Annotated in this window: 24 protein-coding genes; 15 read left to right on the top strand and 9 right to left on the bottom strand. The window is 67.4% G+C overall.

All coding sequences use genetic code 11. The annotated features are described in order from the left end of the window. Positions 1-83: 83 nt before the first annotated feature. Positions 84-410, top strand: a complete 327-nt coding sequence (locus ACWGRX_RS08350; protein WP_452117164.1) for a type II toxin-antitoxin system HicB family antitoxin — start codon at positions 84-86, stop codon at positions 408-410. 16 nt (positions 411-426) lie between these two features. Here ACWGRX_RS08350 and ACWGRX_RS08355 read toward each other — a convergent pair whose 3' ends face one another. The 3 genes from ACWGRX_RS08355 to ACWGRX_RS08365 form a co-directional block, all read right to left on the bottom strand. Further along, positions 427-1374, bottom strand: coding sequence for an ABC transporter permease (locus ACWGRX_RS08355; RefSeq protein ID WP_452117165.1), 948 nt, complete (start codon positions 1372-1374; stop codon positions 427-429). 228 nt (positions 1375-1602) lie between these two features. Further along, complete coding sequence (locus tag ACWGRX_RS08360; RefSeq protein ID WP_452117166.1) at positions 1603-3093, bottom strand: ABC transporter substrate-binding protein; 1491 nt, start codon at positions 3091-3093, stop codon at positions 1603-1605. Positions 3094-3391: 298 nt separating this feature from the next. Then, positions 3392-4129, bottom strand: a complete 738-nt coding sequence (locus tag ACWGRX_RS08365) for a GntR family transcriptional regulator (RefSeq protein ID WP_452117352.1) — start codon at positions 4127-4129, stop codon at positions 3392-3394. Between the two features lie 169 nt (positions 4130-4298). On the opposite strand from ACWGRX_RS08365, the gene uxaC reads away from it, so the two are divergent. The 9 genes from uxaC to ACWGRX_RS08410 all read left to right on the top strand — a co-directional run bounded on the left by uxaC (position 4299) and on the right by ACWGRX_RS08410 (position 13340). After that, a complete protein-coding gene (gene uxaC / locus ACWGRX_RS08370; protein ID WP_452117167.1) occupies positions 4299-5702 on the top strand; it encodes a glucuronate isomerase in 1404 nt (467 codons plus the stop codon). A gap of 163 nt (positions 5703-5865) precedes the next feature. Then, on the top strand, positions 5866-6699 hold the full coding sequence (gene kduI, locus ACWGRX_RS08375; RefSeq protein ID WP_452117168.1) for a 5-dehydro-4-deoxy-D-glucuronate isomerase: 834 nt from the start codon (positions 5866-5868) through the stop codon (positions 6697-6699). Further along, entirely contained in the window at positions 6699-7463 is a 765-nt protein-coding gene (kduD, locus tag ACWGRX_RS08380; RefSeq protein ID WP_452117169.1) for a 2-dehydro-3-deoxy-D-gluconate 5-dehydrogenase KduD, read from the top strand. Before kduI ends, kduD begins: the two co-directional genes overlap by 1 nt. After that, on the top strand, positions 7460-7801 hold the full coding sequence (locus tag ACWGRX_RS08385; protein ID WP_452117170.1) for a cupin domain-containing protein: 342 nt from the start codon (positions 7460-7462) through the stop codon (positions 7799-7801). Before kduD ends, ACWGRX_RS08385 begins: the two co-directional genes overlap by 4 nt. 92 nt (positions 7802-7893) lie before the next feature. After that, the gene (locus tag ACWGRX_RS08390; protein ID WP_452117171.1) at positions 7894-8877 is read left to right on the top strand and encodes a TRAP transporter substrate-binding protein; all 984 of its coding nucleotides are present in this window, start codon (positions 7894-7896) and stop codon (positions 8875-8877) included. 131 nt (positions 8878-9008) lie between these two features. Next, positions 9009-9542: a TRAP transporter small permease gene (locus ACWGRX_RS08395; RefSeq protein WP_291640965.1), complete on the top strand. Its 534-nt coding sequence runs from the start codon at positions 9009-9011 to the stop codon at positions 9540-9542. 3 nt (positions 9543-9545) lie between these two features. Beyond that, on the top strand, positions 9546-10826 hold the full coding sequence (locus ACWGRX_RS08400; protein WP_452117172.1) for a TRAP transporter large permease: 1281 nt from the start codon (positions 9546-9548) through the stop codon (positions 10824-10826). After that, complete coding sequence (locus ACWGRX_RS08405) at positions 10823-12292, top strand: mannitol dehydrogenase family protein (protein WP_452117173.1); 1470 nt, start codon at positions 10823-10825, stop codon at positions 12290-12292. The genes ACWGRX_RS08400 and ACWGRX_RS08405 overlap by 4 nt, the downstream gene beginning before the upstream one ends. Before the next feature lie 136 nt (positions 12293-12428). Beyond that, on the top strand, positions 12429-13340 hold the full coding sequence (locus ACWGRX_RS08410) for a transporter substrate-binding domain-containing protein (RefSeq protein ID WP_452117174.1): 912 nt from the start codon (positions 12429-12431) through the stop codon (positions 13338-13340). Here ACWGRX_RS08410 and ACWGRX_RS08415 read toward each other — a convergent pair whose 3' ends face one another. Then, positions 13341-14510 carry an amidohydrolase gene (locus tag ACWGRX_RS08415; RefSeq protein WP_452117175.1) on the bottom strand — a complete coding sequence of 390 codons (1170 nt, stop codon included), beginning with the start codon at positions 14508-14510 and terminating at the stop codon, positions 13341-13343. 164 nt (positions 14511-14674) lie between these two features. On the opposite strand from ACWGRX_RS08415, the gene ACWGRX_RS08420 reads away from it, so the two are divergent. After that, positions 14675-16387 carry a lysine--tRNA ligase gene (locus ACWGRX_RS08420; RefSeq protein WP_452117176.1) on the top strand — a complete coding sequence of 571 codons (1713 nt, stop codon included), beginning with the start codon at positions 14675-14677 and terminating at the stop codon, positions 16385-16387. A gap of 59 nt (positions 16388-16446) precedes the next feature. After that, positions 16447-17127, top strand: coding sequence for a nitroreductase (locus tag ACWGRX_RS08425; RefSeq protein ID WP_452117177.1), 681 nt, complete (start codon positions 16447-16449; stop codon positions 17125-17127). Positions 17128-17147: 20 nt separating this feature from the next. On the opposite strand, the gene ACWGRX_RS08430 is transcribed toward ACWGRX_RS08425, so the two are convergent. Then, complete coding sequence (locus ACWGRX_RS08430) at positions 17148-17669, bottom strand: cysteine dioxygenase (protein WP_452117178.1); 522 nt, start codon at positions 17667-17669, stop codon at positions 17148-17150. 182 nt (positions 17670-17851) lie between these two features. Here ACWGRX_RS08430 and ACWGRX_RS08435 point away from each other — a divergent pair, with 182 nt between their 5' ends. Next, positions 17852-18331, top strand: a complete 480-nt coding sequence (locus ACWGRX_RS08435) for an Lrp/AsnC family transcriptional regulator (protein ID WP_452117179.1) — start codon at positions 17852-17854, stop codon at positions 18329-18331. Positions 18332-18338: 7 nt separating this feature from the next. Here ACWGRX_RS08435 and ACWGRX_RS08440 read toward each other — a convergent pair whose 3' ends face one another. From ACWGRX_RS08440 to ACWGRX_RS08455, 4 genes are all read right to left on the bottom strand, one after another. Then, positions 18339-19487, bottom strand: a complete 1149-nt coding sequence (locus ACWGRX_RS08440; RefSeq protein WP_452117180.1) for an acyl-CoA dehydrogenase family protein — start codon at positions 19485-19487, stop codon at positions 18339-18341. A 168-nt stretch (positions 19488-19655) separates the two neighbouring features. Beyond that, a complete protein-coding gene (locus ACWGRX_RS08445; RefSeq protein ID WP_452117181.1) occupies positions 19656-20852 on the bottom strand; it encodes an acyl-CoA dehydrogenase family protein in 1197 nt (398 codons plus the stop codon). Between the two features lie 107 nt (positions 20853-20959). Continuing rightward, positions 20960-22144 carry an acetyl-CoA C-acyltransferase gene (locus tag ACWGRX_RS08450; RefSeq protein ID WP_452117182.1) on the bottom strand — a complete coding sequence of 395 codons (1185 nt, stop codon included), beginning with the start codon at positions 22142-22144 and terminating at the stop codon, positions 20960-20962. A 65-nt stretch (positions 22145-22209) separates the two neighbouring features. Then, positions 22210-24285: a 3-hydroxyacyl-CoA dehydrogenase NAD-binding domain-containing protein gene (locus ACWGRX_RS08455; RefSeq protein WP_452117183.1), complete on the bottom strand. Its 2076-nt coding sequence runs from the start codon at positions 24283-24285 to the stop codon at positions 22210-22212. Positions 24286-24524: 239 nt separating this feature from the next. Between ACWGRX_RS08455 and ACWGRX_RS08460 the strand changes: the two genes are divergently transcribed. Continuing rightward, on the top strand, positions 24525-25475 hold the full coding sequence (locus ACWGRX_RS08460; protein ID WP_452117184.1) for an NAD(P)H-dependent flavin oxidoreductase: 951 nt from the start codon (positions 24525-24527) through the stop codon (positions 25473-25475). A gap of 67 nt (positions 25476-25542) precedes the next feature. Continuing rightward, entirely contained in the window at positions 25543-26295 is a 753-nt protein-coding gene (locus ACWGRX_RS08465; protein ID WP_452117185.1) for an enoyl-CoA hydratase-related protein, read from the top strand. Positions 26296-26297: the final 2 nt, after the last annotated feature.

Consider the following 26297-nt stretch of genomic DNA (forward strand, 5'->3'; position numbering starts at 1 on the left):
AGCCACCCCGGCGCGGTGAACTCGGCTATGCTCGGGCAAGCCAATGGGCTGGGCATTCGTCCGTTCGCGAGGAGGTTCAGGCTATGCCGCGCGTGATCGCGCTCATTCACCAGTCGGCCGGCGTCTTCGGCATCAGCTTCCCGGATTTCCCGGGCTGCCTCTGCTCCGCCGACAGCCTCGACGAAGCCCTGCGCCGCGGCGCGCGCGCGCTGACCCGGCATGTCGCGGCGATGGTCGCGGACGGGCTTGCCATCCCCGCGCCGCGCCCGCTGGCAGCGCTGCGCACCGATCCTGATTTCACCGACGACATCGCCGAGGCTGTCCGCATCGTGGCGGTCGAGCTGCCGGTCCCCGAGCCGCGCCCCTTCGTCCCGGCCGGCGCCGCCCGCATCGGTCTCGGCTGGCATTGAAAGTCGCGCCATCGCGTCAATCCGCCTGACGCAGGCGCGGGTCGATCACGCCATAGAGCAATTCGACCAGGAAATTGACCAGCACGACCAGCGTGCAGAACAGCATGACGAGGTCCTTGACCACGATCAGGTCGTGCTGGGCGATCGACTGGAAGACCAGCCGCCCGAGCCCCGGCAGGGAAAAGACATTCTCGATGATGATCGCCCCAGCGATCAGCACCGAGAACTGCAGCCCGAGAATGGTGACGACCGGGATCAGCGCATTGCGCAGCACATGGCGCAGCATGGTCCGGCGCCGGCTCACCCCTTTGGCACGGGCGGTACGGACATAATCCTCCTGCATGGTCTCCAGCATCGCCGCCCGGGTGACGCGCGCCAGGATCGCCGCCTGCGGCAATGCCAGCGCGATCGCCGGCAGCAGCAGCGCCTTGAAGGCCGGCACGAGCCCGGCGCTCCAGCCGGGGAAGCCGCCGGCCGGCAGCCAGCCGGCGCCGACCGCGAAGACCAGTACCAGCAGGAGGCCGAACCAGAAGTTCGGGATGGCGAGACCCACCTGCGCGAAGACCATCACCGCGGCATCGCCCGGCCGGTTGTGATGGGCGGCGGCGACCGCGCCGAGCGGAATGCCGATCGCCATTGCCAGCAGGATCGCCATCGCGGCGAGCGGCAGCGTCACCGCCATGCGTTCGCCGATCAGTTGCGTCACCGGCACGCGATAGGTGTAGCTGAGGCCGAGATCGCCGGTGAGGAGCCCGCCGACCCAGGTGAGGAAACGCGCCGGCGCCGGCCGATCGAGCCCCATCTCGGTGCGCAGTGCCGCCAGCGCTTCGGGTGCGGCGTTGAGGCCCAGCGTCACCGCGGCCGGATCGCCCGGCAGGATTTCGAGCACCAGGAAGATCACCAGCGCGGCGCCGAGCAGCGTCGCTGCCAAAGCGAGCAGCCGGCGCAGGAGATACGCGGTCATTCGCCGCTCCGCTGGCTCTGCCCGGACGAGGCGACGCGAAACGGGCCTGAGAGCCGCGGGGAACCCTTCTCCCGTGTGGGAGAAGGGCAGGGATGAGGGCCTGCCCTAACCACAGAGGGCGCAACGGCGACGCTCCACTTATCGATCAGCGGCGGTCCCTCACCCCTGCCCCTCTCCCATCCGGGAGAGGGGTTCCCCGCGGATGTCCCGATCGCCATCGCAAAACACCTACCGCCAGCGCACCTCCGCCAGCGGCGTCAGCGGCAGCGGCCAGTCGGTCCACATGCCTTCGAGATCGGCCTTCGTCACCGTCAGCTTCGGCAGGATGAAGAGGAAGCCGTTGACCGCGTCGCGCGCCAGCATGCGCTGCGCCTCGCCATAGAGCTTGTTGCGCTCGGCCTCGTCGAGCGTGCCGTCGATCCTGGCCATCAGCGCCTTGAACTCGGGGTTCTTGTACTGGAAGTAGTAGTCGTCGCGGGCATAGTTGCCGATGTCGAGCGGCTCGGTATGGGCGATCACCGTGAGGTCGAAATCCTTGCCCCGGAACACCCGCTCCAGCCATTGCGGGAATTCCAGCGGCTCGATCGAAGCGTTGATGCCGATCTGCGCCAGCAAGGCCGCGATGATCTCGCCGCCGCGGCGCGCATAAGCCGGCGGCGGCAGGCGCAGCGTGCAGGAAAAACCGTTCGGGAAGCCCGCCGCCGCGAGCAGGCTCTTGGCCTTGGCGATGTCGACCGGATAGGTGCCGGTCAGATCGACATAGGCCGGGTGCAGCGGCGAGAAATGGCTGCCGATATAGTCGAGATCGAAGCCGTAGACGCCGAGCGCGATGGTCTTGCGGTCGAGCACATGCGAGATCGCCTGGCGCACCCGGATATCGCTGAACGGCGCCTTGCCGTTGTTGATAGCGAGGATGGTCTCGCCCTCGGTCTTGCCGAGCGTAACCTTGAGCTTGGGGTCGGCCTTGAGCTGCGGGATCGCCTCCGGCGCCGAGAGATTGGTGAAGGCGTCGATGTCGCCGGCCCGAAGCGCCGCGACCTGCGCCTGCGGATCGCCGATGAAGCGGAACACAGCCTTGGCGAGCGCGGGCTTCGGCCCCCAATACTCGGCATTGCGCTCGAATTCGAGCCGGTCGCCGCGGTTCCAGCGCGCGAATTTGAACGGCCCGGTGCCGACCGGCCTGGTCTTGTTGTCCGCCGCCGTCGCCGGCGAGACGATGATCGCGTCGCCCCAGGCGAGGCCGTAGACGAAATTCGCCGTCGGCTGCTTCAGCGTGATCGTAACCGTCACCGGGTCCGGCGCCTCGATCCCGGCGATCGGCGTGAAGATCCAGCGCTGCGCATTGGTCGAATCGGGCGCCACCGCGCGCTCGAACGAGAACTTCACGTCGCGTGCCGAGAACGGCGTGCCGTCATGGAAACGGGCATTGGGCCGCAGCTTGAAGGTATAGGTCAGCCCGTCCGCCGAGACCGTCCAGCTTTCGGCCAGCGCCGGCACGATCTTGCCGGTGCGGTCCATGGCGACGAGGCCCTCGAAAATGTTCTGCAGCACGACCTCGCGGATCGCCTGCGCCGCGCCCGAGGTCGGATCGAGCGTCGGCGGCTCGAGCGTCATGCCGATCACGACGCTGTCCTTCACCTGCGCGGAGGCCTGCAGCGGAAACTGGGTGGCGAGCGCGGCGGCACCCGCCCCCGCCAGAAGATCGCGCCGCGTCGTCATCGTTCCGCCTCCCTGATTTGGCGGCGCAAGATGGCGCGGGAACGAAGCGGGAGGCAAGAGCGCTGAAGGGCGCGGGATCCCTTCTCCCGGTTGGGAGAGGGGTAGGGGTGAGGGCCCGCCCTCTCAGAATGAGGCTGCGACTGAGCCGCTATGGGCTCCGGCTTATGTGGAAGGGACTGCCTCTTCCAGAGATGGGGCGGCAGCGTTGCGATCCCGCGATCGGCGGCAGTCCCTCATCCCTGCCCTTCTCCCACACGGGAGAAGGGTTCCCCGAGCCTCACGCTGCCAGCAGTGCAGATCACACGAAATAATCCGGATTGCTCGCCTGCAGGTGGACGAGATCGGGCAGGAGCGTTCCGAGATGCTGGCGCATCGCCGCAATCGCGGCCGGCGCGTCATGGCGCCGGACCTCGTCGACGATGGCGAGGTGCTCGCGGATCACCATCTCCATGCGCCCGGGCACCGGCAGGGTCATGCGACGGCAGCGGTCGATCTGGCTCTTGGCCGCCTGGGCGAGCTTCCAGACGCCGGGATAGCCGGCGCCCTGCGCCAGCGCCTCGTGAAAGGCCTCGTCGGCGCGGTGGAAGCTCTCCTGGTCACCGCTGTCGAAGGCCTCGTGCTGGCGCGCGATCGTCGCGTCGAGCCGGGCGATGTCCTCGGCGCTCGCATGCTCCGCCAGCAGTTCGACCGTGGCGCATTCCAGCGCCTGGCGAATGAACACCGCCTCCGGGATCGCACCGACCGGGATGCGCGCGACGAAAGTGCCGGCCTGCGGGAAGATCTCGACCAGCCCCTCCTCCTTCAGCCGGATCAGCGCCTCGCGCACCGGCGTGCGGCTCATCCCGAAACGAGCGGTCAACTCCTTCTCCGAGAGCGGCGCACCCGGCCGCAGCTCCATGTCGAGGATCTCGCGCCGGAGCTCGTCCTGCACCATCGCCGCCGCCGTCGCGCGCCCGGCCGGCACGACGGCCATGCGCTGCGGCCGGCGCTCGCGCCGGCCCGCCCCGGCCTCGCGGCCACTCACGGCGTTGGACATTGCCTCGCCCCGGCCATGATTATCGCCTCCCGAATAGAACATGACGCGAGTCGTCATTTGTCGTCGCCAACCGACTAACACGACTCTGTTTGACGAACTAGTATATTAGTATATTGACCACGCCACAGCGCCGTGCCTATGGTCACGGCCATAAGAGGAAACGCCAGCGATGCTGCTGCACGACGATCGCCTTCTGCCTGCCGAACCGGTGACGCGCGGCATTGCGCGCCGCCTCTATGCCGGCATTCGCGACCTGCCGATCATCTCACCGCATGGCCATACCGACCCGCGCTGGTTCGCCGAGGACAAGCCGTTTCCCGATCCGGCGACGCTGTTCGTCAAGCCCGACCACTACATCTTCCGCATGCTCTATTCCCAGGGCATCAAGCTCGAAGAGCTCGGCATTGCCCGCAAGGATGGCGGCGAGGTCGAGAGTGATCCGCGCAAGATCTGGAAGCTCTTCGCCAGCAACTGGCACCTGTTCAGGGGCACGCCGACCCGGCTCTGGTTCGAGCATGCCGCCAACACGATCTTCGGCATTCGCGAGCGGCTCAGCGCCGACAATGCCGACAAGATCTATGACCGCATCGCCGAGCAGCTGGAGCAGGACGCATTCCGGCCGCGCGCTTTGTTCGAGCGCTTCAACATCGAGGCGATCGCGACCACCGAAGGCGCGCTCGACCCGCTGAAATGGCACGACATGATCAAGGCGTCCGGCTGGGGCGGCAAGGTCGTCACCGCCTATCGGCCCGACAGCGTCGTCGATCCCGAATTCGAGGGCTTCAAGGGCAATCTCGAGCAGTTCGGCGAATTGACCGGCGAGGATACCGCGAGCTGGAACGGCTATCTCGAAGCTCATCGCAAGCGCCGCGCCTATTTCATCGCGCGCGGGGCAACCTCTTCCGACCATGGCCATGCCACGGCGCGCACCGCCAACCTGGCCCAAGCCGAATGCGAGAAGCTCTTCGCCAAGATCCTGAAGGGCAAGTTCTCGGCCGAGGATGCCGACCTGTTCCGCGGCCAGATGCTGACCGAAATGGCCAAGATGAGCCTCGATGACGGGCTCGTCCTGCAGATCCATCCCGGCTCCTACCGCAACCACAACCCGCATCTGTTCGAACAGTTCGGCCGCGACATGGGCTGCGACATCCCGCGCGGGCTGGACTATGTCTCGGCGCTGAAGCCGCTGCTCGACGCGGTCGGCAACGAGCCCGGCTTCACCGTCATCGCCTTCACCCTCGACGAGACCGTGTATTCGCGCGAGCTCGCCCCGCTCGCCGGCCATTACCCGGCGCTGAAGCTCGGGCCCGGCTGGTGGTTCCTCGATGCGCCCGAGGCGATGCTGCGCTTCCGCGAGCTCACCACCGAGACGGCAGGTTTCTACAACACCGTCGGCTTCAACGACGACACCCGCGCCTATCTCTCGATCCCGGCGCGCCACGACGTCGCCCGCCGGATGGACTGCCACTACCTCGCCAAGCTCGTCGCCGAGCACCGGCTCGACGAGGACGAGGCGGCGGAACTCGCCCATGACCTCGCCTATCGCCTGGCCAAGGAGGCCTACAAGCTGTGACCGGCGCCTCCCCTCCGCGCCCTCGTCCTGAGGAGGCCGCGCCAGCGGCCGTCTCGAAGGGCGCTTCAGGAGGCTCCGGCACCATCTGGAACATCCTTCGAGACACGCCTGCGGCGCTCCTCAGGATGAGGTCCAAGTGGGCCGAAGACGAAAGAGACGGACGATGATCGACGAACGCCAGACCGCCCATCCGCGCGATGTGCGCGGCTACGATACCGAAGCGCTGCGTCAGGATTTCCTGATCGAGCGCATCTTCGTCCCCGGCGAGGTCGCGCTGACCTACAGCCATTACGACCGGATGATCGTCGGCGGCGCGATGCCGGCATCCAAGCCCCTGACGCTCGACCCGTTCCCGCCCACCGGGACGCCCTTCTTCCTGGCGCGGCGTGAGCTCGGCGTGATCAATCTCGGCGGCGCCGGCTCGGTCAGCGTCGACGGCGAACGCTTCGACCTGCCGAGCCTCGACGCGCTCTATGTCGGCCTCGGCGCCAGGGACGTCTCCTTCGCCAGCGCCGATCCGACGAACCCGGCCAAATTCTATCTCACCAGCGCCCCGGCGCATCGCGAGGCTAAGCACCAGCTCATCCGCAAGGACGAGGCCAACACCCTGCATCTCGGCTCGGCCGAGACCTCGAACAAGCGCACCATCCGGCAATACATCATGCCGAACTCGACCGGCACGAACCAGCTGGTGATGGGCATGACGGCGCTGGAACCGGGCTCGGTCTGGAACTCCATGCCCTGCCACACCCATACGCGGCGCATGGAGGCCTATCTCTACTTCAATCTCGATCCCGCCCATCGCGTCTTCCACTTCATGGGCGAGCCGCAGCAGACCCGCCACATCCTCGTCGCCAACGAGCAGGCGGTGATCTCGCCGAACTGGTCGATCCATTGCGGTTGCGGCACCTCGAACTACGCCTTCGTCTGGGCGATGGCCGGCGACAATGTCGAGTTCACCGACATGGACGCCGCTCCGGTGGAGACCCTGCGCTGATGCCGACGCGCTCGCCCTTCTCGCTGGAAGGCCGGCGGGCGCTGGTCACCGGCGCCAATACCGGCATCGGGCAGGGCATCGCTCTGGCGCTGGCGCAGGCCGGCGCGACGGTGGTCGCAGCCGGCCGATCGAGCATGACCGAAACGCAGACGCTGATCGCCGAGGCCGGCGGCGCCTGCCTGCCGCTTCAGGCCGATCTCCAGCAGAACGGCATCGCCGCGCGCGTCATCGACGAGGCCGGGGCGCTCGCCGGCCCGCTCGACATCCTCGTCAACAATGCCGGCATCATCCGCCGGGCGGACGCGCTCGACTTCAGCGAGAGCGACTGGGACGAGGTGATGAACCTCAATCTCAAGGCCAATTTCTTCCTGGCCCAGGCCTTCGCCAAGGCGGCGCTCGCGGCCGGTCGCAGCGGGCGCATCGTCAACATCGCCTCGCTGCTCTCCTTCCAGGGCGGCATCCGCGTCGCCTCCTATACGGCGAGCAAGAGCGGGCTCGCCGGACTGACGCGGCTCCTCGCCTGCGAATGGGCGCAGCATGGCATCAACGTCAACGCGATCGCGCCCGGCTATGTCGAGAGCAACAACACCGAAGCGCTGCGTGCCGATCCCGAGCGCAACGCCGCGATCCTCGGCCGGATACCGGCCGGGCGCTGGGGCAAGCCCTCGGATATCGGCGGCGCGGCGGTGTTCCTGGCGAGCGACGCTGCGGCTTATGTCCATGGCGCGATCCTTCCCGTCGACGGAGGCTGGCTGGCCCGATGACCGACCGTCTCAACACCTTCTTCCAGCATGATGCCGACATCGCCTGGCAGGCGACCGATCCCGGCATCAGGCGCAAGATCATGGGCTACGGGCCCGATCTGATGGTGGTGCGCGTCGCCTTCGAGAAGGGCGCGGTCGGCAAGCCGCACCAGCATCCGCACCGCCAGGCCTGCTTCGTCGAGAGCGGCGTCTTCGACGTCACCATCGACGGCAAGACCGCAAGGCTTTCAGCCGGTGACAGCTTCTTCGTGCCGGCGAACCTCGTCCATGGCGTCGTCGCCATCGAGGCCGGGCAGCTCGTCGATTCCTTCACGCCGATGCGGGAGGAATTTCTCTAGACATCGCCGCGCCGGCCCTTTGCGGCCAGGGCGCTCGCCACGGGCAAGAACGACCGGAAAATCCGGCAGGTTTCAACGGGAGGGACTTCAACATGATCACGAGACGGTATTTTGCCGCGCTTGCGGGCGCGGCCTTCATCACCAGCTTCAGCCTGTCGGCTCAGGCACAGAACGTCACACTGCGCTCCACCGACATCCATCCGACAGATTACCCGACGGTCGAGGCCGTCCGCCACATGGGCAAGCTGCTCGACGAGCGCACCCAGGGCCGCATCAAGATCAACGTCTTCCACTCGGCCCAGCTCGGCCAGGAGAAGGACACGATCGACCAGACGCGTTTCGGCGTCATCGACATGAACCGCATCAACATGGCGCCGTTCAACAATCTGATCCCGGCGACCAATGTGCCTTCGCTGCCCTTCATCTTCCGTTCTGTCGAGCATATGCGGAAGGTGATGGACGGGCCGATCGGCGACAATCTTCTGAAGGATTTCGAAAAGCACGACCTGATCGGCCTCGCCTTCTACGATTCCGGCTCGCGCTCCTTCTATAATTCCAAGAAGGCGATCAACACGCCCGCCGACATGAAGGGCATGAAGATCCGCGTCCAGCAGTCGGACATGTTCGTCGCCCTCGTCTCGGCGCTCGGCGCCAATGCGACACCGATGCCGTTCGGCGAGGTCTATTCGGCGCTCCAGACCGGCGTCATCGACGGCGCCGAGAACAACTGGCCGTCCTATGAATCGACCCGGCATTTCGAGGTCTCGAAATTCTATTCGCAGACCGAGCACTCGCTCTCGCCGGAGGTGCTCGTGATGTCGAAGCGCTCCTTCGACAAGTTCAACGCCGCCGACCAGGCGCTGATCAAGACGGCCGCCAAGGAATCCGTCGCCAAGATGCGCGAGCTCTGGGACGCCCGCGAAAAGGCCTCCGAAGCCAAGGTCAAGGCCGGCGGCGCCCAGGTGAACAGCGTCGAGAAGCAGCCCTTCATCGACGCGATGAAGCCGGTTTACGACAAGTTCGTCACCGATCCCAAGCTCAAGGACATGGTCGCCGCGATCCAGGCGGTGAAGTGAGCCGAATGGCGGGGCGGCCTCCGGGCTGCCCCGTTTTTTTTATCGCGGAGGCCCCCTCCTGAGACGTCGCTTCGCGGCTCCTGAGGATGCGGGCTGAGCATAAGCAATCGGCAGACATTTTCGGACATCCCATGCACGCCTTCACCGCGCTTCTGACGCGCCTCGGCGCCAAGCTCAGCCTGTACTCGCTCGTCGCCGCCGGCACCGGCCTCGTCCTGATGACGGCCATGGTCGCCTGGGGGGTGTTCGGCCGCTATGTCCTCAACGACACGCCGATCTGGGTCGAGGCCGGCTCGCTCTTCCTGATGTCCTGGTTCATCCTGCTCGGCGCCGCCGTCGGCGTGCGCGAGAGCGACCATCTCGGCTTCGAGGTCGGGCTGATCATGTCGCCGCCGCCCATGCGGGCCGCGTTGGTCCTGATCGGCGAGGGGCTGGTCTGCGCCTTCGGCCTCGCCATGCTGGTCTACGGCACCCAGCTCGCCATGGGCACCTGGAGCGACCGCATGCCGATCATCGGCATCTCGCGCGGCTGGGACTATGTCCCGATCGCCGCGGGCGGCGCCCTGATCGCCCTGTTCGCACTCGAGAAGATGCTGCTCTTCGTCACAGGCCTGAAGCAGGCCCCGCTCGGCTTCGGCCATTTCGGCTCCGAGCAGGAGGTCTGAGCCATGGAACTCTGGGTTCTCTTCGGCTCCTTCTCGCTGCTGCTGCTGATCGGCGTGCCCGTCGCCTTCTGCCTCGGCATCGCCTCGGTCGCGACCGTCGTCTATATGGGCCTGCCGCCGGTCGTGGTCTTCCAGCAGATGAATTCCGGCATGAACGCCTTCGCCATGATGGCGATCCCGTTCTTCATCTATGCCGGCGATCTGATGATCCGCGGCGGCATCGCCGAGCGCCTGATCCAGATGGCGGCGAGCCTGGTCGGCCACCTGCGCGGCGGCCTCGGCCAGGTCAATGTCGTGACCTGCACGCTCTTCGGCGGCATTTCCGGCTCGGCCGTCGCCGACGCCTCAGCCGTCGGCGGGCTGATGATCCCGCAAATGAAGAAGCGCGGCTACGATGCCGACTACGCCGTCAACGTCACCGCCAACGCGGCGATCATTGCGCTCCTGATCCCGCCCTCGCACAACATGATCATCTATTCGCTGGCGGCGGGCGGCAATCTCTCGATCGCCGACCTCTTCACCGCCGGCATCGTGCCCGGCCTGATGCTCTGCAGCGCGCTGATGGTCGCGGCCTGGGCTGTGGCGGTCAGGCGCGGCTACCCGCGCGAGGCCTTTCCGGGCTTCGCCGCCGTCGGCCGCTATGTCGTCGTCGCCACACCCGGCATCCTCCTGATCGGCATCATCTTCGGCGGCGTCCGCTCCGGCGTCTTCACCGCGACGGAATCCTCCTGCGTCGCCGTGGTCTACGCCATCCTCGTCACCATCCTGGTTTATCGGCAACTGACCTGGACCGCCTTCGTCGAGGCGACCTTGGGCGCCGTCCGTACCACCGCCATGGTGCTTCTGGTGATCGGCACGGCCGGCGCCTTCGGCTGGCTGATGGCCTTCCTCCAAGTGCCGCAGGCGACGATCGCGGCGATGAAGGCGGTCTCGGACAACCCGCTCACCATCCTCCTGATGATCAACCTGATCCTGCTGGTGCTCGGCACCTTCATGGACATGGCGCCGATGATCATCATCTGCACGCCGATCTTCCTGCCGGTGGTCAAGGCCTTCGGCGTCGACCCGATCCATTTCGGCGTGATCCTGATTCTCAACGCCGGCATCGGCTTGAACACCCCGCCAGTCGGCTCGGTACAATTCGTCGCCTGCGCCATCGGGCGCATCTCGATCGGCGAATCCATGCGCACGATCTGGCCCTTCTACGGCGCCTCGGTTGCCGTACTCCTGCTCGTGACCTATGTGCCGGGCTTCTCCCTCTGGCTGCCGAGGCTGTTCCATTGACCCGCCTGTCTTCCGCCACGCTCGCCGCCCTGCCTGCCACCGTCCGGCGGCCCGGCTATGATCGCGCTGCGCTCACGCCCGGCATCGTCCATCTCGGGCTCGGCGCCTTCGCCCGTGCCCATCTCTGCGAATTCACCGACGATGCGCTGGAGAGCGAATTCGGCGCCTGGGGCATCACCGGCGCCAGCCTGCAAAGGCCCGACCAGCGCGACCGGCTAAAACCCCAGGACGGCCTCTACGCCTTCCTGAAGCGGGCCCCTGCCGGGCCTGAGCTGCGCGTGATCGGCTCGGTCCTCGAGGTCCTCGTCGCGCCCGAAAACCCGCAGGCACTGGTGGCGAAGCTCGCCGCGCCGGAGACCAGAATCGTCTCGCTCACCGTCACCGAAAAGGGCTATTGCCACGATCCGGCCACCGGCAGGCTCAGGGCCGACCATCCCGATATCGTCCACGACCTCGCCAATCCCGGCGCGCCGCGCTCGGCCATCGGCCTGATCGTCGCCGGCCTCGCCGCCCGCAAGGAAGCGGGTCTCGGCCCCTTCACCGCCCTCTGCTGCGACAATCTCCCCTCCAACGGCCATGTCCTGGCCGGCCTCGTCCGCGATTTCGCCGCGCTGCGCGACGACAAGCTCGCGGCCTGGATCGAGGCCAATGGCGCCTTTCCCTCGACCATGGTCGATCGCATCGTGCCGGCGACCACCGAGGCCGATATCGCCGAAGTCGCGAGCCTGCTCGGCCTCGACGATGCCGCGCCAGTGATCGGCGAGCCCTTCCGACAATGGGCGATCGAGGACGTCTTCGCAGCGGGCCGGCCGCGCTGGGACGCGGTCGGCGCCCAGATGGTCTCGGAGGTCGCGCCCTTCGAATTCATGAAGCTGCGTATGCTCAATGGCGCCCATTCGAGCCTCGCCTATCTCGGCTATCTCGCCGGCCATGAGACGGTCGCCGATGCCAGCCGCGATCCGGTCTTCGCGCGCTTCCTGCAAGGCCTCTGGGACGAGATCATCCCGAGCGTTCCGGCCCCGCAGGGCGTCGACCTCAAGACATACGCCGGCGACCTGCTCGCCCGCTTCCAGAATCCGGCGATCCGTCACCGCACCTGGCAGATCGCCATGGACGGCTCGCAGAAGCTGCCGCAGCGCCTGCTCGGCACCATCCGCGAGCGCTTGAAGGCCGGTGCGCCGATCGACCACCTCGCGCTCGGCGTCGCTGCCTGGATGTCCTATGTCACCGGCACCGACGAGAAGGGCGCCGCGATCGACGTGCGCGACCCGCTCGCCGCCGAGTTCGCGACACGCGCCAAGGCGGCCGGCCGCAATGCCGCGGCACTGAGCGAAGCCCTGTTCGGCCTCGGCGCGATCTTCGGCGACGACCTGCCGCGCGAGGATCGCTTCACGCAGGCCGTGGCGGGGCATCTCGGCAACCTGTTCCAGAAGGGCGCGAAGGCGACGGCGGCGACGCTGGGCTAGGAGCTTTCCCTCTCCTCCGTGTCGTCCGGGACAAACGGCGAAGCCGCGCAGATCCGGGACCCATGCCCGAGCCTCGGCGAAGAAGGTTCAGGCATGGATCCCGGATCTCCCTCCGGTCGCCCGGGACGACGCGCGCGTGAGGCATCCCCCCTTGATCCCCGCCCCGGCCTGGCGCCAGATGCGGGCGATGATCGCCCGCATCACCAAAACCTTCGCCGGTAGCGCCCTCGCCGCTCTGCTGCTCCTGCCCGCGGGCGGGGCGATCGCCCAGGCGCAGCCGACTCCCGGCTATGTCGTGCCGAATTTCTGGGATCCGAATGTCCGGCTCGAGCGGCCCGATCCCGGCCCGCCGCGGGTCATCCGCTTCCTGACGGACGACGACTTCCCGCCAATGCATTTCGCGACGCCGGAGGGCGGCGTCACCGGCTTCTCGGTCGAGCTCGCCCGCGCCGTCTGCGAGAAGCTCGCCATGAGCTGTACGATCCAGGCGCGGCGCTTCGACACCCTGCTCGACTCGCTCGCCGAGGGCCGCGGCGACGTGCTCGCCGCGGCGATCCCGATCACCCGCGAGCTGCGCGAGCGCTTTGCGGCGAGCCATCTCTATCATCGCTCGCCGGCCCGTTTCGTCACGACGCGCGGCAATGCGCGCGCGGATCTCGATCTCGCCGCTCTGCAGGGCAAGCGCGTCGCCGTGATCGCAGGCACAGCCCACCAGGCCTTCCTCGAGCGCGTCGCTCCCTTCGTCCAACGCCGCGAGGTTTCCGACATGCTGGCGGCATTGACCCTGCTGCGCAGCGGCGACGCGGAATATGTCTTCGGCGACGGCTTCGCCCTGGCCCTCGCCCTCGCCGGTCGCGGCGGCAACGAGCTCGCCTTCGCCGGCGGCCCCTATCTGGAGTCGCGCTATTTCGGCGAAGGCGTCAGCTTCCTCCTGCGCAAGGACGAGCTGCCGTTGAAGCGCGCCATCGACTATGCGCTGCAATCGCTCTGGGACGACGGCACCTATGCCCGCCTGTTCATCCGCTTCTTCCCGGTGAGCCCCTACTGATCAGCCCGGCGAGGCGTTGCTCAGCGCGCCCTCAAGTGCCTGGCGGGCCACCGCCGCCATCCAGCCCGCCGTCGCCGGCAGGATCGCGTCGTTGAAATCATAGCGCTCATTGTGCAGTTCGCCGCCATCCCGCGCCGGACCGTTGCCGATCCAGACATAGGCGCCCGGCCGATCCCGCGTCAGCATCGGAAAATCCTCCGAGGCCGTGCTCGGCGGCAGGTCGCGCCTGACCGCGAGGCCGAGGCTCCTGGCGGCCGAAACCGCAAGCTCCTCCTCGATCTCGCTGTTGACGGTCGGCGCCCCCATCGCGGTGAGCAGCACCTCGGCCCGCATCTCAAAGGTCTCGGCGATGCCCTCGCTGATCTGCCTGATCCGGTCCATCACGCGCTCACGCACCGACAGCCGATAGGTGCGGAACGTCCCCGAGAGCGTGACGCTGTCCGGAATCTGGTTATGTGCCGTGCCGCCATGGATCGCCCCGACCGAGACGACGGCACTGTCGATCGGCTCGACATTGCGGGAGACGATGGTCTGCAGCGCGACGATCAGATGGCCGGCGGCGACGATCGGGTCGCGGGTCAGGTCGGGCTTGGCGCCATGCCCGGCCGTGCCGTACAAGGTGATCTCGAACCGCCCGGGATCGGCCATCACCGGCCCGCGATGAACCTGCACCGTGCCGGCTTCCAGCCCCGGCCAGTTGTGGAAGCCGAAGACACGCTCCATCGGGAAGCGCTCCAACAGCCCGTCGGCGATCATCGCCCGGGCGCCGGCGCCGTTCTCCTCTGAGGGTTGGAAGATCAGCTGGACCGTGCCGCTCCAGCTCTCGTCGCGCAGCAGGAGCGCCGCCGCACCGAGCAGCGACACGGTGTGGCCGTCATGGCCGCAGGCATGCATCACCCCGCTGCGCTGCGACGCATAGGGGACTGCGTTCGCCTCCTTGATCGGCAAGGCGTCGATATCAGCGCGCAGGCCGACGCTACGATCCGAATTGCCGCGCCTCAGCGTCGCGACCACGCCATGGCCGCCGATATTGGCGGTGAAGGGCACGCCGAGTTCCCGGAGCTTCTCCTGGATGAAGGCGCTGGTCTTCTCCTCCTGCATCGACAATTCCGGATTGGCGTGCAGATGCTGGCGCCAGGCGGTGAGTTCGTCGAGCAGATCGCGGTCCAACGCAGCATCCTTTCAGGCATGGGCGGCCACAGCCTATACCCCTGCCAAGCTCCGGCAAGGCGTCCTTGCGCGAGCTGGCGAGGCGCGACAGCGCATTGACGTCGGCCACGCATATCTGCGAAACCGCCCGCTCCCCTGCCGCATTTGCGAGGATCCCAGGCCAAATGTCCGTTTTCGAACCCGCGCTGATCGAAGCCGCCCGCGTCTCGGCCGCCTGGCCGTTCGAGGAAGCGAAGAAGCTCGTCGCGCGGCTGCAGAAATCGGGCAAGAAAGAGGTTCTGTTCGAGACCGGCTATGGCCCGTCGGGCCTGCCCCATATCGGCACCTTCGGCGAGGTCGCGCGCACCTCCATGGTTCGCCACGCCTTTCGTGTGATGACCGACGACGCCATCCCGACAAGGCTGATCGCCTTCTCGGACGATATGGACGGCCTGCGCAAGGTTCCCGACAACGTCCCGAACAAGGAGCTGTTGGCGCAACATCTCGGCAAGCCGCTGACCGAGGTGCCGGATCCCTTCGGCACGCATGACTCCTTCGGCCGGCACAACAATGCCCGGCTCTGCGCCTTCCTCGACCAGTTCGGCTTCGACTACGAGTTCAAGTCCTCGACCGACGCCTATCGCGCCGGCGAGTTCGACGCGACCCTGCTCAAGATGCTCGCCCGCTTCGACAAGATCATGGCGATCATGCTGGCGACGCTGCGCGAGGAGCGCGCCGCGACCTATTCGCCCTTCCTGCCGATCCACCCGAAGACCCGGATCGTTATGCAGGTGCCGATCGAGGCGCGCGATGTCGAGGCCGGCACCATCACCTGGAGCGACCCCGCGACCGGCGAGCGTTTCACCACCCCGGTCACCGGCGGCCATGCCAAGCTGCAGTGGAAGCCGGACTGGGCGATGCGCTGGGTCGCGCTCGGCGTCGACTACGAGATGGCCGGCAAGGACCTGATCGACTCCGTCAAGGTCTCCTCGCAGATCGCTCGCGCCCTCGACGGCACGCCGCCGGAAGGCTTCAACTACGAGCTCTTCCTGGACGAGCAGGGCCAGAAGATCTCGAAGTCGAAGGGCAACGGCCTGACCATCGAGGAATGGCTCGCTTACGGCTCGCCGGAAAGCCTGGCGCTGTTCATGTATGCGCGGCCGCGCGAGGCCAAGAAGCTACATTTCGACGTGATCCCACGGGCGGTCGACGAGTATATGCAGTTCCTCGGCGGCTATGAGCGCCAGGACTGGAAGAACCGGCTCGGCAACCCGGCCTGGCACATCCATGCCGGCAATCCGCCCGCGCCCGAGCTGGTGGCGCAGGCCGGAACGGGCGAGAACGCGACCCGCACGCAGATCAGCTTCGGCCTGCTGCTCAACCTCGTCGCCGTCGCCAACTCCGAGGACAAGGCGGTGCTCTGGGCCTTCCTGCAGCGCTATGCGCCGGATGTCTCGGCGCAGACCCATCCGCGCCTCGATGCGCTGGTCGGCTACGCCATCGCCTATTTCCGCGACTTCGTGAAGCCGGCCAAGCACTACCGGCCGGCGGACGAGGTCGAGCGCCAGGCCTTTTCGGCATTGGCCGACGCGCTCGCGGCCCTGCCGGACGGGGCTTCCGCCGAGACAGTGCAGGACACCGCCCTGGACATCGCCCGCGCCATCCCGCGCTACCAGAACTTCCAGGCCAAGAGCGCGACGCCCGAGCGCCCCGCCGTCACCGGCGAATGGTGGAAGGCGATCTATCAGGTGCTGTTCGGCGAGGAGCAGGGCCCGCGCTTCGGCTCCTTTGCGGCGATCTACGGGCTGGAGAACACCCGCAAACTGATCGCCAAGGCGCTGGCCGGCGATCTCCTGCGCGAGCACGAAGACTTCGTCGCAGCCCGCAAAGCGGGCTGAGGTTGCCGGAAGGTTGCTCCTCGCAACGCCTCAAAGATACGCTGTGGACGGAGCCACTGATGACCGACGCTGCGACCGTCGAGCACGCCATCGAGAGCCGCCGCGCCATCCGCGCCTTCCTGCCCGACCCGGTCGATCCGACGCTGGTCCGCCGCCTGCTCGAGCTGGCGGCCTGCTCGCCGAGCGGCACCAACATGCAGCCCTGGCGGGTGCGGGTCCTCGGCCCGCAGGCGCGCGCCCGGCTGGAACAGGGACTGATCGCCGGGCTGGATTCCCCCGATCTGCCGATCGAGGAAGAATACCGCTACTACCCACAGACCTTCCGCGAGCCCTATCTGTCGCGCCGGCGCAAGGTCGGCTGGGACCTCTACTCGCTGCTCGGCGTGGTGCGCGGCGACCATGAGGGCATGAAGCGCCAGACGATAGCCAATCTGCGCTTCTTCGGCGCGCCGGTGGCGCTGATGGTGACGATCGACCGCGACCTCGAGATCGGCTCCTGGCTCGATCTCGGCATGTTCGTGCAAACCTTCCTGATCGCGGCCCAGGCCCATGGCCTTGATTCTTGCCCGCAGGCGATCTTCGCGCGCTTCTACCCGGTGGTGAGGCGCGAGCTCGCGATCCCCGGGAGCGAGGTCGTGGTCTGCGGCATCGCCCTGGGCAAGGCCGACCCCGAGGCCCCGGCCAACCGGCTGGTGCCGGAGCGCGAACCGGTCGAAGGCTTTACGAGCTGGCTGGACTGAACCGCCGCGCCGGCGCCTCTTCAGCCCGCGACGGCGGTGTACTCGGTTTCGATCGAAGAGGCATGGGCCTCGTGATCGAAGCCATAGATGTGGATCGAGATCGCCTCGCCCGGCCCGCGATTCTGCATGCGGTGGATGTTCGGGCCGGTCGGCAACATGCAGGCGACGTATCCGGCCTGCCGGTCATGCTCCTCGGTCGGCACCGCACGGGCAGCATCGACGGCGCGATACCAGGTCTCCGACACCGTGCCGGAGACGACGCCGAAGCAGCAGGAACAGTGATGATCATGGATCGAGGTCGTCGCGCCCTCGGCCCAGACCATAGCCCAGACACTGACGGCATCATTGCCGGCGAGGAGATTGCGGGCATAGCCACCTTGCTTGCGTAGCAACGGGAGGCGCTGGACCAGATCGGGAATGGCGACGAGCTCGCGCAGGACATTGCGCGCCGCCGCGAGATAGTCGCGCGAACAGGTGCCCTCATGGGTCCGCAGATCGCGTAGCACCGCCCCGCGCCGCTCCTCGCTGAGGTAACCCTGCATGCCCCGATCTCCCCGTCTCGAACATCGGGGCATGATAGGTCGGGCCAGTGGGGAAGGATTTGCTACATCGCGCCAAAATTCGGAAAAATTGAAAACTGGTACCAATAATCAAATTGCAATGAGCAATTTATTCTCACATAGACAATTTAAGCCACTTTTCATTCCAGCCTCGGAGCTCCCCTTTGGCCAAGCTCGACAGCTTTGATCTGCGCATCCTCGCCCTGCTGCAGGAGGATGCGAGCCTGCCGCTGGCCGACATCGCCGAAACGGTGGGACTGTCCTCGACACCGTGCTGGCGGCGCATCCAGAAGCTCGAAGCCGCCGGCTATATCCGGCGCCGCGTCGCGCTGCTCGACCGCGACAAGCTCAGCGCCGGTGTCACCGTCTTCATCGCGGTCAAGACCTCCAGGCATTCGATGGAATGGCTGGAGCGCTTCCACACGGCGGTGCACGATCTGCCGGAGATCGTCGACTTCTACCGGATGAGCGGCGAGATCGACTATCTGCTCAAGGCCTATGTCTCCGACATCGCCGCCTATGACGCGCTCTACAAGAAGCTGATCTCGCGCATCGACCTCAGCGACGTCACCTCGATGTTCGCCATGGAGGAACTGAAATCGACGACGGCGATCCCGCTTGGTTTCGCCGCCGAGGGACGCTGAACCCGGCTCAGGCCACCAGCCCGTCGGCCGCCGCGACGCGGCGCAGATGGTGCGGCGTATCGCCGAACAGGCTCTCGATCATGGTCAGGCGCTTGAAATAGTGGGCGCCGATATACTCCATGGTCATGCCGATACCGCCATGAAGCTGCATCGCCTCCTGCCCGACTAGGCGGCAGGAACGGTTGATCTGGACCTTGGCCGCCGACAGCGCCGCGGCGCGCTCCTGCGCCTCGTCATGCTCGACCATCATCGCCGCATAGAAGGCCATGGAACGGGCCTGTTCGAGCGCGATCAGCATGTCGACCGCCCGATGCTGCAGCACCTGGAAATTGCCGATCGGCATGCCGAACTGCGTGCGCGTCTTGAGATAGTCGACGGTCAGGGCGTGCAGCGCCGCCATCGCGCCGACCGCCTCCGCGGCAAGCGCCGCGATCGCATGTTCGGAGAGGCGCTGCAGCACGGGCAACCCCTTGCCGTCCTCCCCCAGCAAATCTGCCTCGTCGACCCGCACCCCGGAAAAGGCGATCTCGGCCGCTCGCCCGCCATCCTGCGTCGGATAGCCCGTGATCCGCAGGCCCGACGCATCGGCCGGCACCAGGAACAGGCTGATCCCTTCGGCATCACGGCGCGCGCCGGAGGTGCGGGCGCTGACCACCAGGAGCCCGGCACTGTCGCCACTGAGCACGACGCTCTTGGCGCCGTCCAGCACATAGCCGCCCTCGACCTTGCGTGCCGTCATGGCGATGTCGTTGAGATCGTAGCGCGCCTGTTTCTCGATCTGCGCCAGAGCGAGCCGCAGCGAGCCGTCGACCACGGCCGGGATCAGCCGCTGCTTCTGCTCGGCCGAGCCGGCGAGCCGCAGGGCGCCGCCGCCGAGCACCACGCTCGCAAGGTAAGGCTCCAGCGCCAGCCCCTTGCCGAGCGCCTCCATCACCACCAGCGTCTCGACCGGCCCGCCACCGAAACCGCCCTCGGCCTCGCTGAACGGAATCCCCAGAAGGCCCATCTCGGCGAATTGTGCCCAGCCCCGCTCGGAGAAGCCGAGCGGGGCGCGGGCGAGCTTCTGGCGCGTCTCCAGCGAAGGATAATTCGCCGCGATCAGCCGCTCGACGCCGTCCTTGAGCTGCGCCTGTTCAGGGGAGAGGTCGAAATCCATGGTGCGTCTCTTCGGTTCGCAGCGCAGTCGTCCCATCCGCACCGTCATCCCGGACAAGCGGCAAAGCCGCGCCGCTCCGGGATCCATCGCAGGGCGTCGGCACCCTAGGATAAATCCCGGGTCAGGCCCGGGATGACGGCGGCGGATAGCAAGAGGTCGAGCCCATCGTCACAATCCCAGGACCGCCTTGGCGATGATGTTCTTCTGGATCTCGTTCGAGCCGCCATAGATCGAGACCTTGCGGTTGTTGAAATAGCTCGCGGCCGCCGCATCGGCCCAGTCATGGTCGAAGGGCCAGTCATTGGTCGGCTCGGCGCCCCGCTCGGGCGCCGCCAGCGCGAAGGGGCCGGCGACTTCAAGCAGGAGCTCCGTCGTCGCCTGCTGCAATTGCGAGCCCTTGATCTTGAGGATCGAGGAGGCCGGGTCCGGCCTGCCTGGGTCGCGCGCCTGGGCCGCGACGACCCGCATTTGGGTGATCTCCAGCGCCTTCAGTTCGATCTCGACGCCGGCGAAGCGCTCGCGGAAGTCGCGGTCATCCCACATCGTGCCCTCGCCCGCCGGCATCTCCTGCGCAAGGCGCCTGATACGCGCCATGCGCTCCTTGGAGAGGCCGATGCGGGCAATGCCGGTGCGTTCGTTGGCGAGCAGGAACTTGGCATAGTCCCAGCCCTTGTTCTCCTCGCCGACGAGGTTCTCGGCGGGCACCCTGACCTTGTCGAAGAAGACCTCGTTGACCTCGTGCCGGCCTTCCAGCGTGATGATCGGCCGCAAGCTGATGCCCGGCGTCTTCATGTCGATCAGCAGGAAGGAGATGCCAGCCTGCTTCTTCGCCGCCGGGTCGGTCCGCACCAGGCAGAAGATCCAGTCGGCATGCTGGCCGAGCGTCGTCCAGGTCTTCTGCCCGTCGACGATGTAGTGGTCGCCCTCGCGCACCGCCTTGGTCTTGAGCGAGGCAAGGTCGGAGCCGGCGCCGGGCTCGGAAAAGCCCTGGCACCACCAGTCGTCGAGATTGGCGATGCGGGCGAGGTACCGCTCCTTCTGCGCCTGCGAGCCGAAGGCGGCGATCACCGGCCCGACCATGTAGCAGTTGAACTGCTGCGGCAGCGGCACGGCGGCGAGCAGCATCTCCTCGGTGAAGATGTAGCGCTGGATCGCCGTCCAGCCCTGCCCGCCCCATTCCCTCGGCCAGTGCGGCACCGCCCAGCCCCTGGCGTTCATGATCCGCTGCGAGGTGACATGGTCCTCCCGCGCCAGCCCCCGCCCTTCCGAGACCTTGCGCCGGATCTCGGCCGGAATCTCATGGCGGAAGAACCGGCGGACCTCGTCGCGGAAGGCCAGTTCCTCGGGCGTGAACCGCAGGTCCATGGGTACCTCCTGTCATTCTCGGGCGAAGCGAAGCGCAGACCCGAGAATCTTCCGTCGCGAATGCTGGCTTTCGAGATGGTCGGGTCAGGCCCGGCCATGGCGCTCGCTTACGAATTGATCTCGAACAGCCCGGCGCAGCCCATGCCGCCGGCGACGCACATGGTGACGACCGCATAGCGCGCCTTGCGCCGGCGGCCTTCCAGCAGCACATGGCCGACAAGGCGCGCCCCGCTCATACCGAAGGGGTGGCCGATCGCGATCGCCCCGCCATTGACGTTGACCTTCTCAGGATCGATGCCGAGCTGGTCGCGGCAATAGAGCGACTGCGAGGCGAAGGCCTCGTTCAGCTCCCAGAGATCGATGTCGGAGACCTTGAGACCGTTGCGCTCGAGCAGGCGCGGCACCGCGAAGACCGGGCCGATGCCCATCTCGTCAGGCTCGCAGCCGGCAGCGGCGAAGCCCCGGAAGATGCCGAGCGGTTCCAGCCCGCGACGCTTCGCTTCCTGCGCCGACATCACCACGCTGGCCGAGGCGCCGTCCGAAAGCTGGCTTGCATTGCCGGCGGTGATGAACTGGTCCTCGCCGCGCACCGGCTTCAGCTTGGCCAGCGCCTCCAGCGTCGTGTCGGGCCGGTTGCCCTCGTCCTTCGCCAGCGTCACCTCCTCCTGACGAACCTCGCCGGTCGCCTTGTCGGTCACCGCCATCACCGCGTTCATCGGCACGATCTCGTCATCGAAGAGCCTGCGCTGCTGGGCGGCGGCGGTGCGGCGCTGGCTTTCCAAAGAAAAGGCATCCTGCGCCTCGCGCGAAATGCCATAGCGCTGCGCGACATTGTCGGCCGTCTCGATCATCGTCGTGTAGATCGAGGGCTTGTTGGCGGTCAGCCAGTCGTTCAGCGCCAGCTCGCGCCTCGTCACCGGCTGCACGAGGCTGATCGACTCGACGCCGCCGCCGACCGCGACCGGCACGCCGTCCATCACGACCCGCCGCGCCGCATGGGCAATAGCCTCCAGCCCGGAGGCGCAGAAGCGGCTGACCGTGACGCCGGCCGACTGCACCGGAATCCCGGCGACCAGCGCGGCATGGCGCGCGACGTTGAGGCCCGTCGCGGCCTCCGGATAGCCGCAGCCCATCACGACCTCCTCGACCGCCTCCGGCTCGAGTTTTGCCCGCGCCATGGCGTGACGGATCGCATGGGCAGCCATGTCGGCGCCCCGCACCTGGTTGAAGGCGCCGCGATGGGCCTTGCCGATCGGCGTGCGGGCGGTCGAGACGATGACGGCTTCGGTCATGGAGCTGGGGTGTCCTCTATCGGTGATCTGATCTGACTCTGCCGAACGGCCGGCTGCTCTGCCTCCTAGGCCGCCTTCAGCACCGCAAAGCCCTTGCCCTCGGCGGCGAGCCGACGCAGCAGCGGCGCCGGCTGGAGCGAGGCATCGCCGCTTTCAGCCGCCTGCTCCTCCAGCCGTTTGACGATCACGTCGAGGCCGACGGCCTCGGCCCAGTGCATCGGCCCGCCCCGCCAGGCCGGCCAGTTGTAGCCGGTGAGCCAGACGATATCGATGTCCCCGGAACGCGTCGCAATGCCTTCTTCCAGGATGCGCGCGCCCTCGTTGACCATCGGGTCGAGCAGCCGCGCCAGGATGTCCTCGCTGGTGAAGCGGCGGCGGGCAACGCCCTGCTTCGCCGAGACATCGGCGATCAGCGCCTCGACCTCCGGATCGCGCTGCCCGGCACGCGCGCCTTCCGGATAGAGGTAATAGCCGCGCCCGGTCTTCTGGCCGAACCAGCCGCGCTCGCAGATCGCATCCGCCACGGCCGCGGTCTTGCCGCGCGATTTGCGGCTGCGCCAGCCGATATCGTTGCCGGCGAGGTCGGACATCGCGAACGGCCCCATCTTGAAGCCGAAGCCGGTCAGCGCCGCATCGACCTCGTGCGGCAGGGCGCCGGCAACGAGCAGCCGCTCGGCGGCGCGGGTGCGCTGCTCCAGCATGCGGTTGCCGACGAAGCCGAAGCAGTTGCCGACCACGACCGGCACCTTGCCGAGCCGGCGCCCGAGCGCGATCGCGGTCGCCAGCACATCGGCGGCGACGCCATCCGGCCGCACGATCTCGAGCAGCTTCATCACATTGGCCGGGCTGAAGAAATGCATGCCGAGCACATCGGCCGGGCGCGTCGTCGCCGCGGCGATCTCGGTCAGGTCGAGATAGGAGGTGTTGCTGGCGAGGACCGCGCCGGGCTTCGCGACGTTGTCGAGCGCGCCGAAGATCTCGCGCTTGACGCCCATCTCCTCGAAAGCCGCCTCGATCACGATATCCGCCTCTGCGGCGGCGGCGATGCCGACCGCGGGCGTGATCAGCGCCATGCGCTGCTCGCGCGTGGCCTCGGTCATCGAGCCGCGCTTCACCGAGAAGCCATAGGTGTCGCGGATGCGGGCATGGCCCTTCTCCACCTGCTCCTGCGAGGTCTCGATCAGCGTCACCGGGATGCCGGCATTGGCGAAGCACATAGCGATACCGCCGCCCATGGTGCCGGCGCCGATCACCGCCGCGCGCGCGATCGGCCGCGGCTTGACGCTCTCGTCGATGCCCGGAACCTTCGCGGCCTCGCGCTCGGCGAAGAAGGCATGGCGCAGCGCCTTGGAGCGCTCGTCGACCACCAGCCTGGCGAACAGGGCCCGTTCATTGGCGAGACCCTCGGCCAGCGGCAGCGTGAAGGCGCCGCGCACCGCCTCGATCAGCGCCATCGCATTCGGCATGTCGCCCGACTTCGCGGTCGCGTCCCTGGCCAGCGCCTCGAAGGCCTCGCGATCGGCCGGCGTCAGCTTGTCGGCAAGCTCGCCGGTCTTGCGCGGCCTGCCCTTCGCGGCGAGCTCCTGCGCCAAACCGACAGCCGCCGCGACGAGATCACCTTCGACCACCCGGTCGACCAAGCCGAGGTCCAGCGCCTTCTGCGCCGCGACCGGCTCGCCCGACAGCATCATCGGAAAGGCCTTGGCGGCACCGATCAGGCGTGGCAGGCGCTGCGTGCCGCCAGCGCCGGGAATGATGCCGAGCTTGATCTCGGGCAGGCCGAGCTTCGCCGCCGGCAGAGCGACCCGGCCATGGCAGGCGAGCGCGACTTCGAGCCCGCCGCCGAGCGCGACGCCCTGGATCGCCGCGACCACCGGCTTCGCTGCATTCTCGATGAGATCGAGCACCTCCGGCAGGATCGGCTGGGCCAGAGGCTTGCCGAACTCGCTGATATCGGCGCCGGCAATGAAGGCCTTGCCCGCAGCGGCGATGACCAGCGCCTCGACCTCTGGATCGGCCATGACCTCGGTCACCGCGGCGGCGAGATCGCGGCGCAGCGCCACTCCCAGCGCATTGACCGGCGGATTGTCGATGGTCGCCACCGCGACGGCACCCTGATGGGCGATCTTGACGGTCAGCATCTGCGGGCTCCCCCGAATCTCGCGCACGTTGCGCCAGGCGGAATGTTCTTCTGTAGGTTTCCCTGCTAGGGACCCGGCCATACCCGCTCTTGTCAAGCTCGCATCGGCGTCTCAATTTCGAAAGGCGCGTTTCATTCTGCAATGCAGAATAATGACTGGCAGTGCTTGACCGCCCGCGACCGCTCGAACATCGTCGGCCTCAGTCGACCCACTGCAACGCCTGCCCAAGAGCCGCCCGCATGTCCCTCCCGCCTGGCCTCGCGCAATCGCTTTCGCTTCCGGTGATCGGCTCGCCGATGTTCATCGTCTCCGGCCCGGAACTGGTGATCGCACAATGCCTCAACGGCGTTGTCGGCTCATTTCCGGCGCTCAATGCCCGTCCGGCCGACCAGCTCGACATCTGGCTGACGCGCATCAAGGCCGAGCTCGCTGCCGCCAAGGCCGCCGATCCTGCCCGCAGGATCGCCCCCTTCGCCGTCAACCAGATCGTCCATGCCTCGAACGATCGGCTCCAGCACGACATGGAAGCCTGCGTGCGCCATCAGGTGCCGATCGTCATCACCTCGCTGCGTGCGCCCGATGCGGTGGTCAAGGCGGTCCACTCCTATGGCGGCCTCGTCTTCCATGACGTGACCACGATCCGCCATGCGGAAAAGGCGCTGGAGGCCGGTGTCGATGGGCTGATCCTGGTCTGCGCCGGCGCCGGCGGTCATGCCGGCACGCTGTCGCCTTTCGCTCTCGTCGGCGAGGTCCGGCGCTTCTATGACGGGCCGATCATCCTGTCGGGCGCGATCGCCAGCGGCGGCGCCATCCTGGCGGCGCAGGCGATGGGGGCGGACCTCGCCTATATCGGCACCCGCTTCATCGCGACCCGGGAGGCGAACGCCGCCGAGGGCTACAAGGAGATGATCGTCGGCGCCTCGGCCGCCGACATCGTCTACACCCCCTATTTCACCGGCGTGCCCGGCAATTACCTCAAGCCGAGCATCGCGGCTCAGGGGCTGGACCCCGACGACCTGCCCCATGCCGACAAGAGCAAGATGAGCTTCGGCTCCGGCTCGGCCAAGGCCTGGCGCGATATCTGGGGCTCCGGCCAGGGCGTCGGCCTGATCGACGACGCCCCGCCCGTGGCCGAGGTGATCGCCCGCCTGAAGAACGAATACGAGCAGGCGAGAGCCCGCCTGCTCTGACCGATACCGCAACGCGACCGCCGGACTTGCGCGGCCCTGCCCGCCCCTTGAAAAAGAGAACAGGACAATGACCGAGACGGTGCTGAGCGAAGACGTTGCCGAGGGCGTGCGGCAGATCACCATGAACCGGCCGGACCGGCGCAATGCGCTCGACCGGGCGACCTATCAGGGCCTGATCAACGCGCTCGCCGCCGCCGATGCCGATGCGGGCGTCCGCGCCATCGTCCTGACCGGCGCCGGCGGCTGCTTCACCAGCGGCAACGACATCAAGGATTTCGCCGCCGCGGCCGCCACCGGCGTCGGGGCGCGCATCGCCATCGACTTCCTCAACGCGATCTCGACCGCCAAGAAGCCGATCGTCGCCGCGGTCGAAGGCTTCGCCGTCGGCATCGGCACCACCATGCTGCTGCATTGCGACCTCGCCTTCGCCGGCAAGGGCGCGAGCTTCCGCCTGCCCTTCGTCGCGCTCGGCCTCTGCCCGGAGGGCGGCTCGAGCTATTTGCTGCCGCTGATCGCCGGCTCCAAGCGCGCCGCCGAACTCCTGATGCTCGGCGAGATCTTCAGCCCGGAAGTGGCGCAGGAGGCCGGCCTCCTCAACGCTGTCACCGAAGTCGGCGAGGCCCTCCCGCTGGCGATCGAGAAGGCGAAGGCGCTCGCCGCCCTGCCGCCGCAATCGGTCGCACTGACCAAGCTGCTGTTGAAGCGCGGCAGCGCCGCCGCGACCGCCGAAACCATCGCCACCGAAGCCCGCCATTTCGGCGAACGCCTGATGTCGGCCGAAGCACAGGCCGCCTTCGCCGCCTTCCTGATGAAGCGCTGAGG

Source organism: Allobosea sp. NPDC055594 (assembly GCF_053618995.1).